This is a genomic window from Arthrobacter ginkgonis (genome assembly GCF_039540195.1).
In the GTDB taxonomy this organism is placed as follows: Bacteria; Actinomycetota; Actinomycetes; order Actinomycetales; family Micrococcaceae; genus Zafaria; species Zafaria ginkgonis.
Window position 1 is genome coordinate 180538 of sequence record NZ_BAABEO010000023.1, and the last position, 12423, is coordinate 192960.

Here is a 12423-nt window from a genome sequence, read left to right on the forward strand (position 1 = left end):
CCACCAAGGATCGTGAATGACCATGCGCTTCACCACTTCCGTCCCCGTTCCCCGCCGCGCACGCCTCGTGGCCGCCACGTCCGTCCTTGCCGCGTCGGCCCTGGCGTTGAGCGCCTGCGCCGCCGCCTCCTCCACCGAAGCGCCCTCCTCCACGGGCGCCGCGGACTTCGGAACGCTCGACTACAACCAGTCCTGGGTGAAGACCACCGAGTTCGCCGGCGAGTACTTTGCCGATTCGAAGGGCTACTTCAAGGACGCCGGCTTCGGCCAGGTCAACCTGATCTCCGGCGGCCCCAGCGGCACGTCGTCGGAAACCATGGTCCTTGCCGGCAGCGCGCTGGTGGGAACCACCACCCCGATCGCCACGGGATCGATGGTCGCCGAAAGCGACGCCCCGCTGAAGATCATCGGCGCCAAGTTCCAGAAGAACCCCTTCACCGTCTACTCGCTGGCGGAGAACCCCATCAAGACCCCGCAGGACATGGTCGGCAAGCGGATCGGCGTCGCCAGCGGCACCAACGAGGTCCTCTTCGAGGCCCTGCTGGAGGTCAACGGGATCGACCCGACCCAGGTGGAGGCCGTGCCGGTCCAGTTCGACCCCCAGCCGCTGATGAACGGCGAGGTCGACGGGCAGATCGGCTTCCTCACCAACGAATCCATCACCGTGGGCCTGGAGGGCTTCGACGTCGTCAACATGCCCTTCGCCGACAACGGGATGCCCTTCGTGGCGGGTGCCTTCGTCACCACCGAGGAGAACCTCTCCGAGAACCGCGACGCGCTCAAGGCCTTCATGACGGCGGCCATCAAGGGCTGGAAGGACGCGCTGGCGGAGCCCGACGAATCCGCCCGCCTGGCCTACGAGGAATACGGAGCGGACCTGGGCCTGGATCCTGCGAAGGAGAAGAAGCAGGCCGTCGCCCAGAACGAGCTGGTGGTCGCCGGCGAGACGGACGCCAACGGCATCCTCTACATCTCCGACGAACTCGCCCAAGCCAACATCGACGTCCTCAAGGTGGCCGGCTACGACCTCTCCGTGGACGACCTCTTCGACAATTCCCTGCTTGAAGAGGTCTACGCCGAGCACCCGGAGCTGAAGGAGCCGTGAGCATTATGGGAACGGTGGGCGCCGAAGGAACGGTGACCGCCGAAGGAACAGCGGGCGCCGCGGCCACCGACGTGGACCTGCGCTTCCTGCGCCAGGCGATCGGGGTGGCCCAGGAGGCCAAGGACCGCGGCCGCCACCCGTTCGGATCGATCGTGGTGGACGGGGCGGGGACCGTGGTGTCCTCCGCCGGCAACAACTCGATGCCTCCGGAAGGGGACCCCACCCAGCACGCCGAACTGCGCGCCGTCGCCGCGGCCGCCGGACGGCTGTCCCCGGAGCGGATGGCGGAATCCACCCTCTACACCAGCGCCGAGCCGTGCGTGATGTGCACCGGCGCCGCCTACTGGACCGGCGTGGGCCGCATCGTCTACGCGCTCTCCGAGCACCGGTTGCTGGAGCTCACCGGGGACAACCCGGAAAACCCCACCTTCGACCTGCCCTGCCGGGAGGTCATCGCCCGCGGGCAGCGGCACATCGAGGTCCTCGGGCCGCTCCTGGAGGAGGAAGCCGCGGCCCCGCACCTGGGCTTCTGGGACTAGCGCCAAGCCGCTCGTCCCGGCCGGCCCCGCCCCCGTTACCCACCCGTAACGGGCGGGGCCGACCGGTGAAACAAACATTCCATAGGCTCCGAGGCATGACGGACGCCGAGGCCACCCAAGAAACGCGAGTTGATGTGATGACTGCCGAAACCACGGACCTGACAGCGGGCCAGACAAGCGCCGAACCGTTCTTCAGCGGCAGCGGCATCAACCTGTCCGGCCTGGGAAAAACGTTCACGATGGGCCGCAACACGGTCACCGCCCTGGAGGACGCGAACCTGTCCACCAAAAAGGGCTCCTTCCTGTCCCTGCTGGGCCCCTCCGGCTGCGGCAAGTCCACCATCCTGCGGATCCTGGCCGGACTGGAGCGGCCCACCAGCGGCGCGGTCCTGGTGGACGGCAAGACCCCCGAGGACCTGCGCCGCGGCCACGAACTGGGCATCGCCTTCCAGGATTCCGCCCTGCTTCCGTGGCGCAGCGTCTACTCCAACATCAAGCTTCCGCTGGAGGTCGCCGGCCTGCCGGTGGACGAGGACCACATCAACGGCCTGATCGAGCTGGTGGGCCTGAAGGGCTTCGAGAAGGCCAAGCCCGGCCAGCTCTCCGGCGGCATGCGCCAGCGGGTGTCGATCGCCCGCTCCCTGGTGGTCAAGCCCTCCGTCCTGCTGCTCGACGAGCCGTTCGGCGCCCTCGACGACATGACCCGCCAGCGGCTGAACCTGGAGCTGCTGCGAATCTGGACCGAAAAGCCGGCCACCACCCTGATGGTCACCCACGGCATCTCCGAGGCGATCTTCCTCTCCGACGTCGTTGCCGTGATGAGCCCGCGCCCGGGCCGGATCGTGGAGGTCTTCGAGGTCGACCTGCCCCGCCCGCGCACCCCCGAAATGATGCGCACCCCCGAGTTCCACGCCCTGCACGACTACGCGTCCGAACTGCTCTTCGGCAAGCGCGGCGCCGCGGGCCACTAGGCGCCCGGCGCACAACAAGGAGCACGCAATGAGCGCAACCCGCACAGAGACACCCCTGCCGCCCTGGGCCATCGGCCTGCTCGGCGTGGCGCTGACCATCGCCGTCTGGTGGATCGGTTCCCTGACCTTCCTCTCCGGCGTGGGAGCCGCGCCCAACGGCGGGGGCGGCAGCATCCCCACCCCGCTGGCCATCGTCCAGCAGTTCGGCAGCGACGGGTTCGGCTACTACTGGCGCAACGCCAGCGTGACCATGAGCGAGGCCGTCGCCGGCTACCTCTGGGGCAACGCCTTCGCCCTGGTGCTCGCCGGAGCCGTGATGGTCCTTCCGCTGCTGGAGCGCCTGGTCACCCAGTTGGGCGTGATCAGCTACTGCCTTCCGGTGGTCGCGATCGGGCCCATCATCTTCATCGTCCTGGGCCCGCCGTCCACCGGCGAGCCCTCCGGCACCGCCGTGGCCCTGGCCGCGCTGTCCGTCTTCTTCACGACGCTGGTCGGCTCCATCATGGGCCTGAAGGCCGCTGACCAGTCCAGCCTGGACATCGTCAAGGTCTACGGCGGCCGGCGCATCCACCAACTCGCCAAGGTCCAGGCCATCGCCGCGGTCCCTGGCATCCTGAACGCACTGAAGATCGCCGCCCCCGCGGCGTTCCTGGGCGCCGTGCTCGGCGAGTACGTCGGCGGCGTGGACCGCGGGCTCGGCCCGGCCATGGTCAACGCCCAGCAGTCCCTGGAGATCGAGCGCGTCTGGGGCGTTGCCCTGGTCTGCGGCCTGCTGGCAGGGGCCGGCTACCTCGTCTTCGCCCTGATTTCCCGGTTCGCGACCCCCTGGTCCGCCGGCACCACCGAGGGAGGCCGCTAGATGGATGCGCAAAGGCTCCGGGGCCTGGGCCGGACGGCCCTGAACGTCCTCGTCTCGCTGGCCATCGTCCTGATCCTCTGGGTCGTGGCGCTGAAGGTCCTCGACGTCTCCAGCTACATCGGCAAGGGCCCGCTGGACGTCTGGGAGTACCTGATGCTGGAGGAGGACGCCGCGCAGAACCGCGCGGGGCTCCTCTCCGCCCTCGGCCGGACCATGGCGGACGCGGCGATCGGCTTCGTCTGCGGCCTGGTGGTCGCCGTCGCCATCGCCACCCTGTTCACCCTCTTCCGCGGCGTCGAACACGCCATGATGCCGATGGCCATGCTGCTGCGCTCGGTCCCGCTGGTCGCGATGGCCCCCATCATCATCCTGGTCTTCGGCCGCGAAACCGCCGCCGTGGGGGCCATGGGCGGAATCGTCGTCCTGTTCCCGGCCCTGGTCACCATCGTGATGGGGCTGCGCTCGGCCTCCCCGGCCATGCAGGACGTCGTCACCGTCTTCGGCGGCAGCAAGTTCTCCGCCTTCCGCAAGGTCGCGCTGCCCTCCTCGCTGCCGGCGTTCTTCACCGCCCTGCGCATCTCCATCCCGGGCGCGCTCACCGGGGCGCTGCTGGCCGAATGGCTCGCCACCGGCCGGGGGATCGGCTACGAGATCATCTCCTCCGTCTCCCGCGCCCGCTACGACGCAGTCTGGGCCGCCGTGGTCGCCGTGACGCTGTCTTCACTGGTGCTCTACGGGGTGGTCACCGTCATCGAAAACGCCGTGATGCGCCGGATGGGCACGAAGGCGTAGGCCGCACCATGGACATGAACACCATCGAGGAGCGGATCCGCACCACCGACCCCGGCCTGTGGAGGGAAGGCGACGCCTGGCTGGCCGGCGGCACCGTCCTGTTCTCCTACGGCAGCCAGACGCTGCGCCGGCTCCTGGACCTCGGCTCCGCCGGCTGGACCCCGCTGGCGCTCACGGAGGACGGGCTGGAGATCGCCGCGACCTGCACCATCGCCGAGCTGTACGCGTACGGCGACCCGGCGAACCCCGCCCGCGCCGGCCGTCCCGCCCTGGAGCTGATCCGGCAGTGCTGCGAGTCCTTCGTCGCTTCCTTCAAGATCTGGAACATGTCCACGGTCGGCGGGAACATCGCCACCGCCTTGCCCGCAGGCCCCATGGTCTCGCTCACCGCCGCGCTCGACGGCGAAGCGGTCCTGTGGGGGCCGGGCGGATCGGTGCGCACCCTGCCGGTGGCGGACCTGGTCACCGGGGACGGCACCACCGCGCTGGCCCCGGGCGAGCTGATCCGCTCCCTCCAGCTGCCGGCGGCGGCGCTGGCCTCCCGCACCGCCTTCCGCCGCCTCTCGCTGTCCAACCTGGGCCGCTCCGGCGTGCTGCTGATCGGGCGGCACCTGCCCGGCGAAGCGCCCGACGGCGGCATGCGGCTGACGGTCACGGCCTCCACCAAACGGCCCGTCCGGCTGGACGTGCCGGCAGCCTACGACGCCGGCGACCTCGCCGCCGCGCTCGAGGCGGCGATCCCGCCGGAGCTCTACCACGACGACCTGCACGGGCACCCGCGGTGGCGCCGCGACATGACCCACCTGCTGGCCGAGCAGATCCGCCGCGAACTGCGCCCGCACTGAGGCGCCCCCCAAGGAGAACACCCGTGAACCGACCCGCATCCCTGCCCTTCGACACCCGGCCCACCAGCACCCGGCCCGTGGACACCCTCATTACCAACGCCCACGTCGTCGTCGACCGGGACGCCGAGTACCCCGGCGGCTGGATCGCCCTCGCCGGCGGGCGCGTGGCCGCCGTCGGACACTCCCACCAGGCCCCGCCGCCGGCGGGCCGGACCATCGACGCCGGAGGCCGCCTGGTCACCCCGGGCCTGGTCAACACGCACCACCACATGTACCAGAACCTCACCCGCGCCTACGGTCCGGCCATCAACGGCAGCCTCTTCGACTGGCTCACCACCCTCTACCCGCTGTGGGCGGGCCTGGACGAGGAGAACGTGTACCTGTCCACCTACGTGGGCATCGTCGAGCTGCTTATGGGTGGCTGCACCACCTCCAGCGACCACCTGTACGTGCACCCGCGCCCGGGGCTCATCGACGCCCAGGTCACGGCCTCCACCGAGCTGGGCTTCCGCTTCATGGCCACCCGCGGGTCCATGACCCGCTCCGTCGCCGACGGAGGGCTGCCCCCGGAGTCGGTGGTGCAGGACCACGACACGATCATGGCCGACGCCGAGCGCCTGGTCGGAGCCCACCACGACCCCGCGCCCGGGGCGATGACCCGGATCGCGCTGGCCCCCTGCTCGCCGTTCTCCGTGTCCGAGGAGATCATGGTCTCCAGCGCCGAGTTCGCCGAGAAGCACGACGTGCGCCTGCATTCGCACCTGGCCGAGGACCACGACGAGGACACCTACTGCCTGGAGACCTACGGATGCCGGCCGGTCGAGTACTTCGAGCGGGTCGGCTGGGCCTCGGACCGGGCCTGGGTGGCGCACTTCATCTATCCCTCCGACGATGAGGTGGCCCGGCTGGCCTCCGCCGGGGTGGGGGCCGCCCAGTGCCCCAGCTCCAACATGATGATCGGCCAGGGTTCCATGGACGCCATGAGGATGCGCTCGATGGGCCTGACCGTGGGCCTGGGCTGCGACGGCTCCGCCTCCACGGACAGCGCCTCGCTCTGGATGGAAACCCGCAACGCCCTGCTGCTGGGCCGGCTGCGCAACGGGCCGGCCTCCATGCGGGCCCGCGACGCGCTGGACATGGCGACCCGGGGGAGCGCGGCCTGCTTGGGCTGGGACGACGAGATCGGGCACCTGCGCCCCGGGGCCTGCGCCGACCTGGTGGTCTGGGAAACCCACCCCGTCGCGCTCGCCGGGGCGCTGGTGGATCCGGTGGAGGCGTGGCTGCGCACCGGCCCCTCGCGGGCCTGGCACACCCTGGTCGCCGGGCGCGTGCTGGTGGAGGACGGGGAACCCGTCGCCGCGGCCCTGCCCGAAGTCCTGCGCCGCCACCGCGCCGCGGCCGCGGCCATGCAGAACCTCCTCTGAATGCGACGGCGGCGGGCGGCGGAGGCGGGCCCCGGCCGAGGGGAGCCCGGGGAGCCGATGCGGGGACCGCTGCGCCGCCGCGTTAGGCTGGGACAGTATGTTTTGGCACGGACCGCAACCAGCGGCCTCGTACACCCATGGAGTTGAAATGGCACCCCAGTCCAAGCTCGACCAGGTAATCTCCCTCGCCAAGCGGCGCGGCTTCGTATTCCAGGCCGGTGAGATCTACGGCGGTTCACGCTCGGCGTGGGACTACGGACCGCTCGGCACCGAGCTGAAGGAAAACATCAAGCGCGAGTGGTGGCAGACCTTCGTGCGTGGACGCGAGGACATGGTGGGCCTGGACTCCTCCATCATCCTGCCCAAGGCCGTGTGGGAGGCCTCCGGCCACGTCGCCACCTTTACCGATCCGCTGGTCGAGTGCACCTCCTGCCACAAGCGCCACCGCCAGGACCACCTGATCGAGGCGTTCGTCGCCAAGAAGAACCGCGAGCCGCAGGACGGCATGAGCGAGATCCCGTGCCCGGACTGCGGCACCAAGGGCCAGTGGACCGAGCCGCAGCTGTTCTCCGGCCTGGTCAAGACCTTCCTCGGCCCGGTGGACAACGAGGCCGGCCTGCACTACATGCGTCCGGAGACCGCCCAGGGCATCTTCGTGAACTTCAACAACGTGCTCACCGTCTCCCGCAAGAAGCCCCCCTTCGGCATCGGCCAGATCGGCAAGGCATTCCGCAACGAGATCACCCCGGGCAACTTCATCTTCCGCACCCGCGAGTTCGAGCAGATGGAGATCGAGTTCTTCACCGCTCCCGCGGACGCCGACCACTGGTTCAAGGACTGGGTGGAAGGGTGCTGGAACTGGTTCATCGACCTGGGCATCAACCCGGAGAACATGCGCCGCTTCGACGTCCCCGAGGACGAGCGCGCCCACTACTCCGCCGGCACGATCGACTTCGAGTACAAGTTCGGCTTCCAGGGCTCCGAGTGGGGCGAGCTGATGGGCGTGGCCAACCGCACCGACTACGACCTCTCCTCCCACACCAAGGCCTCCGGCACCGACCTGTCCTTCTTCAACCAGGCCACCGGCGAGCGCTTCACCCCGTACGTGATCGAGCCGTCCTTCGGCCTGACCCGCTCCATGATGGCGTTCCTGGTGGACGCCTACGTCGAGGACGAGGCCCCGAACGCGAAGGGCGGCGTGGACAAGCGCACCGTCCTGCGCCTTGACCCGCGCCTGGCTCCGGTCAAGGCCGCGGTGCTGCCGCTGAGCCGCAACGAGGAACTCTCCCCGAAGGCCAAGGAGTTGGCCAACCGGCTGCGCAAGCACTGGAACATCGAGTTCGACGACGCCGGGGCGATCGGCCGCCGCTACCGCCGCCAGGACGAGATCGGCACGCCGTTCTGCATCACGGTGGACTTCGACACCCTCGAGGACAACGCCGTGACCATCCGCGAACGCGACACCATGTCCCAGGAGCGCGTCTCCCTGGACAAGGTCGAGTCCTACCTGGCCGCCCGCCTGATCGGCGCCTAGGAAAAAGGCGCGGCCCCGGTCACCCCAGCATTCCCGAAGGCCGAGCCTGCCGAGACCTCCTCGGCAGGCTCGGTCCGTTTCAGCCCCCAACATGTTTGGAGACACCATGAGCAACCTGACCTACCGCCCCTGGCAGGACGGCGACGACCTCGCCCTGCTGCAGCTGTGGGGAGACCCGGCCACCCCGCAGGCGCACATCGACCGCACCATGCTGCGCGCCTCCAGCGAGGACCCGTGGGCCCGCTGCGTGGTGGGCGAGGACCTCGGCGTGCCGGTCGCGGCCGCCGTCGTCTTCGAATCCAGCCTGCACCCGGACCGGCTCTGGTTCTACGCCGAGGTCGCCCCCGAGCACCGCCGCCAGGGCATCGCCACCGAGATGGCGAACCTGCTGCGCGCGGAGGTCCCGCCGTCGGGCGTGACCGCGCTGAAGTCCCGGTACACGTTCGCCGCCGGGGTGGACGACGGCGGCGCGGCCGCCGGCTTCGCCGCGTCGCTGGGCCAGGCGCCGATCCAGCGCGCCCGCGACGTGGTGGTGGAACCGGAGTCGCTGAAGCTGCCGGTGTTCGACGACGACGGCCTCACCCTGGAGGCGGCCGCGACCGGCTCGGTGGAGCTGACCCGGCTGGTGGCCGACTACTACAACGCCCTGCACGGGTGGGACCGCGCGGAGATGACGCTGGGCCGGGCCCAGGCCATGCTGCTGGGCGACTCCACCGGAGCCAAGGGCGCGGTGGTGCTGCGCGACAAGCCCAAGGACAAGGGCGGGAAGATCCTCTCCTTTGCGCTCAGCTACGAGCCGGCGCGCGTGGATGCCCCGGCCGACGTGCTGCTGGGCTGGGATCCGGCGCTGCCGGAGGCCGAGGCCCGCGAGGCCGTGCGCGGCCTGCTGGCGATGCTGGTCCACCAGTACCCGGTCAAGCTGGAGGTGGACGACTCGATGGTTCCGCTGGCCCAGCTGGTGGACGAGCTGGTCGCCGCCGGACAGGCGACGGTGGTCACCACGACCACCATCGTCGCCACCGCCTAGGGGCGGGCGCGTGGGACACGGCCACGCCCATGGCCACGCCCATGATGGCCACGGCGCGCCGGCGCTGGATCCCCTCCAGCGCCGCCGGGCCCGGGCCATCCTCGCCGCGATCCTGCTGCCGGTGGCCCTGGCCACGTGCCTGGGCATGGCGCTGCTCTGGCCGGCTTCGGGGGCGGACAGGGTCACCCTGAACGACCCGTACTCGACGGCGTCCGGCGTCGTCTTCGCCACCGGCACCGTCCAGCGCACGGTGACCGAAACCTGCCCCTCGTCCGGGAACACCGCGGCCGCCGGCGGCACCCCGCAGCAGTGCGAGGTCTCCTACGTCCTGCCCTCCGCGGGCGGCACCGCCATCCCGGTGGAGGTCCCCCCGGAGATCGTCGCCGCGCGCGGGGTCCAGGCCGGGGACACCGTGCGCTACCTGGACCTGAGCGGGGCGGACACCGGCTCGGCGGCGCCCTACGTGTTCGTCGACTTCGTGCGCACCGCCCCGATCCTGCTCCTGGCGGTGGTCTACGCGGCGGTGGTGTGCATGGTGGCGCGCTGGCGCGGATTCCGCGCCCTGCTGGGACTCGTGGGAGCGTACGCGGTGCTGTCGGCCTTTATGCTGCCGGCCCTGGTGGAGGGCAAGCCCCCGCTGCTGGTGGGACTGGTGGGGTCCACGGTGATCATGATCGCGGTCCTGTACTTCGCCCACGGCTTCTCCGCAAGGACCTCCACGGCCCTGATCGGCACCCTCTTCGGGCTGGCCGTCACCGCCCTGCTGGCCGCGTGGGCCACCGACGCCGCCTACCTGACCGGCGTCGGGGACGACACCGCCTACGCCCTAATCAACGGGGTGCCCCAGCTGCAGCTGTCCGGGGTGATCCTGTGCGGGCTGCTGGTGGCCGGGCTGGGCGTGCTCAACGACGTCACCATCACGCAGTCCTCCGCGGTGTGGGAACTGGCCGAGCTGTCCCCGAACTCCAGCGCGCGCGAGCTGTTCGGCTCCGCCATGCGCATCGGCCGCGACCACATCGCCTCCACCGTCTACACGATCGCGTTCGCCTACGCCGGCGCCGCGCTGCCGGTGCTGATCCTGGTGGGCCTGTACGACCGCTCGCTGCTGGATTCCCTCACCTCGGGGGAACTCGCCGAGGAGGTGGTGCGCACCCTGGTCGGTTCGATCGGCCTGGTGCTGGCGATTCCGGTCACCACGGCGGTCGCCGTGGCCGTGGTCAAGGCCGTGGGGCCAGGCACCGGGAAGGGCAACGGCAGGGGCGCTTCCGGGGGACGGCGCAGCGCCGGGCGCGCGCCGGTGCCGGTGCCCGAGGTCCACCGCGGGGCCTGAGCCCGACGCCGGCCGCCGTGCCTGTGGGATGGGCCTGGGGGCGGGCCGCTACGGCTGGCCCTTCCAGCCCAGGTCGTGGGCGACGCGCGCCAGCTTCGCCATCAGGTCGCTGCAGTAGTCGATGCCGAACTGGCTGGGCAGGGCGAAGAGCACGTAGTCGGCGGCGCCGACGGCGTCGTCCTCGGCCAGGCGGTCCGCGACCTCCGCGGGCGGGCCGGTGATGGCGGGCCCGGAACGCGCCGGCCCGCCATCGAGGCGCCCGACCGTGTCCTCGGTTTCGCGCAGCTGCCCGATGACGCGGTTGTCGTCCCCGTTGACCAGCGGGAACACCGTGCGCACCACCGCGGCCTGCCCGCCGGTGTCCAGCCCCGACGCGGCGTACGCCTCCCGGTAGGCCGTGATCTGGTCCGCCTGCTGAATGTGAAACGGGCGCCCGTCATCCTGAAGCATGAGCGTGGAACTGACCATGTTCATGCCTTCGGTCCCGGCGAACACCCCGCCGGCCCGCGACCCGGCACCCCACCAGATCCGGTGTTCCAGTCCCGGGGACAGTGGCGCCACCGGCAGCCGGGCCGGCGTCCCGTGGGTCATCAGCGGGTTGGACACCGCCACGCCCGCGCCGGAAATGGCCTTGCGGAACAGGGCGGCCCGCTCCCGGGCCACCTCGGACCAGGTCTGGCCCTCCTCCAGGAAATACCCGAACCGTTCCTGCCCGTCCGCCGCCTCCTCCGGGGAGCCGCGCCCGATGCCCAGCTGCAGCCGGCCCGGCCCCGAGGAGCCCCGGCTGAGCTGGTCGACGATGCCGGCCTCCTCGGCCATGTACAGGGGGTTTTCGTAGCGCAGGTCCACTACGGCCGTGCCCACGTCGATCCGGGTGGTCCGTGCCGCCATGGCCGCCAGCAGGGGGAACGGGGCAGAGAGCGAGTGGGAGAAGTGGTGCACCCGCACCCAGGCGCCGTCGAACCCGTGCCGTTCCGCCGCGACGGCCAGCGCCACCGTCTGGCGCACCGACTCGCCGCCGTCGGGCACCCGCGCCCGCGGGGCGTCGCTCCAGTGGCCGAAGGACAGGAAACCGATCTTCTTCATGGCCGCACATCCTTTCAGGCTTGATCCTCCCGCACCCGGGCCCGCCGCGGTAGGCCGCCGCGGCCGTCCCGCCGCCGTCGTACCCGGCCGTACCGGGCCGTACCCTGGCGGTTCAGCGCACCAGCGCGGCGAGGCCGGGGTAGTCGACCACAATTCCGTCGTGGTCGACGGTGAGTTCGGCGGAAAACCCGCCGTCCCCCGAGCGGGAATCGGCAGAGCGGAACTCGACCTTGCCGTTGCCGAGCCCCCGGTACATCTGGCGGCTGGGCAGCACCCGCAGGCTGGGGACTTCGACCCATGCCATGGTCAGCGCCGGCGTGCTCCCGGCCCCGGTGTGCAGCCCGAACCGGCGGATCGGCATGGTGTTGGTCAGCGGGCACAGTCCCAGGTCGCAGTCGAGGGCATCCGCCAGGGCTTCCGGCTCCGCAAGGCCCGGCGCCGGAAGCCCTGCATTGCCGCCGGCCGTCGCCGTCGCCGACCACCCGTCCACGCCGCGGCGCAGTTCCAGGCTGCGGAACCAGCCGTCGCCGTTCACGGCCACCGCCAGCGTGCGGGTCGCCCATTCTGTCCCGGTGGCCAGGTCTGTCCCGGTGGTGAGGGCCCAACTGGAGGAGTGCCGGGAGGTAAGGGAGGTCCCGTGGGCCCTGAGCCGCTCCCCCTCGAAGTGCGCCACGGCGGTGTCGAGGCGGCCCGGATCGTCCGTGCCCCGCCAGATGTAGGTCTCCGCAGATGCGTTTGGCCGCATGGATCCACCCTAGGGGCACGGGCCCGTCCCGGAAACCGTCCCGGCAATTGGGCCGGCAATTGGGCCGGCACTTGGTCAGGGGGCTCCGCCGGGAGGGGCGGGGCGCTCCGCGGAGACCGGTTTCCACAGGGCGCGCCGCGCGATTTGCCGACCTTTGAGACAATGG

The 12423-nt window shown here is 71.0% G+C and carries 12 protein-coding genes; 10 read left to right on the top strand and 2 right to left on the bottom strand.

What is annotated here, in order from left to right:
* Positions 1–16 precede the first annotated feature (16 nt).
* From ABD912_RS17015 to ABD912_RS17060, 10 genes are all read left to right on the top strand, one after another.
* Entirely contained in the window at positions 17–1105 is a 1089-nt protein-coding gene (locus tag ABD912_RS17015) for an ABC transporter substrate-binding protein (RefSeq protein WP_345152648.1), read from the top strand.
* 5 nt (positions 1106–1110) lie between these two features.
* Positions 1111–1644, top strand: coding sequence for a nucleoside deaminase (locus ABD912_RS17020; RefSeq protein ID WP_345152903.1), 534 nt, complete (start codon positions 1111–1113; stop codon positions 1642–1644).
* A 137-nt stretch (positions 1645–1781) separates the two neighbouring features.
* Positions 1782–2615 (top strand): ABC transporter ATP-binding protein, encoded by an 834-nt coding sequence (locus ABD912_RS17025; protein ID WP_345152649.1) that lies wholly within the window; start codon positions 1782–1784, stop codon positions 2613–2615.
* Positions 2616–2643: 28 nt separating this feature from the next.
* Positions 2644–3474, top strand: a complete 831-nt coding sequence (locus ABD912_RS17030) for an ABC transporter permease (RefSeq protein WP_345152650.1) — start codon at positions 2644–2646, stop codon at positions 3472–3474.
* Positions 3475–4266, top strand: coding sequence for an ABC transporter permease (locus tag ABD912_RS17035; protein WP_345152651.1), 792 nt, complete (start codon positions 3475–3477; stop codon positions 4264–4266).
* Positions 4267–4274: 8 nt separating this feature from the next.
* Complete coding sequence (locus ABD912_RS17040; RefSeq protein ID WP_345152655.1) at positions 4275–5111, top strand: FAD binding domain-containing protein; 837 nt, start codon at positions 4275–4277, stop codon at positions 5109–5111.
* A gap of 23 nt (positions 5112–5134) precedes the next feature.
* The gene (locus tag ABD912_RS17045) at positions 5135–6535 is read left to right on the top strand and encodes an 8-oxoguanine deaminase (protein ID WP_345152658.1); all 1401 of its coding nucleotides are present in this window, start codon (positions 5135–5137) and stop codon (positions 6533–6535) included.
* A 148-nt stretch (positions 6536–6683) separates the two neighbouring features.
* Positions 6684–8069: a glycine--tRNA ligase gene (locus ABD912_RS17050; RefSeq protein WP_345152660.1), complete on the top strand. Its 1386-nt coding sequence runs from the start codon at positions 6684–6686 to the stop codon at positions 8067–8069.
* Between the two features lie 106 nt (positions 8070–8175).
* Positions 8176–9096: a GNAT family N-acetyltransferase gene (locus ABD912_RS17055; RefSeq protein ID WP_345152663.1), complete on the top strand. Its 921-nt coding sequence runs from the start codon at positions 8176–8178 to the stop codon at positions 9094–9096.
* 10 nt (positions 9097–9106) lie between these two features.
* Positions 9107–10426, top strand: a complete 1320-nt coding sequence (locus tag ABD912_RS17060) for a YibE/F family protein (RefSeq protein ID WP_345152666.1) — start codon at positions 9107–9109, stop codon at positions 10424–10426.
* Between the two features lie 48 nt (positions 10427–10474).
* Here ABD912_RS17060 and ABD912_RS17065 read toward each other — a convergent pair whose 3' ends face one another.
* A complete protein-coding gene (locus ABD912_RS17065) occupies positions 10475–11512 on the bottom strand; it encodes an LLM class flavin-dependent oxidoreductase (RefSeq protein WP_345152668.1) in 1038 nt (345 codons plus the stop codon).
* A 112-nt stretch (positions 11513–11624) separates the two neighbouring features.
* On the bottom strand, positions 11625–12257 hold the full coding sequence (locus tag ABD912_RS17070; protein ID WP_345152671.1) for a putative glycolipid-binding domain-containing protein: 633 nt from the start codon (positions 12255–12257) through the stop codon (positions 11625–11627).
* Positions 12258–12423: the final 166 nt, after the last annotated feature.

Bases quoted from the DNA above. Each gene is read 5' to 3' on its own strand.
- ABD912_RS17030 (WP_345152650.1), top strand. From the start codon at position 2,644: ATGAGCGCAACCCGCACAGAGACACCCCTGCCGCCCTGGGCCATCGGC.
- ABD912_RS17055 (WP_345152663.1), top strand. From the start codon at position 8,176: ATGAGCAACCTGACCTACCGCCCCTGGCAGGACGGCGACGACCTCGCC.
- ABD912_RS17040 (WP_345152655.1), top strand. From the start codon at position 4,275: ATGGACATGAACACCATCGAGGAGCGGATCCGCACCACCGACCCCGGC.
- ABD912_RS17035 (WP_345152651.1), top strand. From the start codon at position 3,475: ATGGATGCGCAAAGGCTCCGGGGCCTGGGCCGGACGGCCCTGAACGTC.
- ABD912_RS17065 (WP_345152668.1), bottom strand. From the start codon at position 11,512: ATGAAGAAGATCGGTTTCCTGTCCTTCGGCCACTGGAGCGACGCCCCG.
- ABD912_RS17025 (WP_345152649.1), top strand. From the start codon at position 1,782: ATGACTGCCGAAACCACGGACCTGACAGCGGGCCAGACAAGCGCCGAA.
- ABD912_RS17015 (WP_345152648.1), top strand. From the start codon at position 17: ATGACCATGCGCTTCACCACTTCCGTCCCCGTTCCCCGCCGCGCACGC.
- ABD912_RS17070 (WP_345152671.1), bottom strand. From the start codon at position 12,257: ATGCGGCCAAACGCATCTGCGGAGACCTACATCTGGCGGGGCACGGAC.
- ABD912_RS17050 (WP_345152660.1), top strand. From the start codon at position 6,684: ATGGCACCCCAGTCCAAGCTCGACCAGGTAATCTCCCTCGCCAAGCGG.
- ABD912_RS17020 (WP_345152903.1), top strand. From the start codon at position 1,111: ATGGGAACGGTGGGCGCCGAAGGAACGGTGACCGCCGAAGGAACAGCG.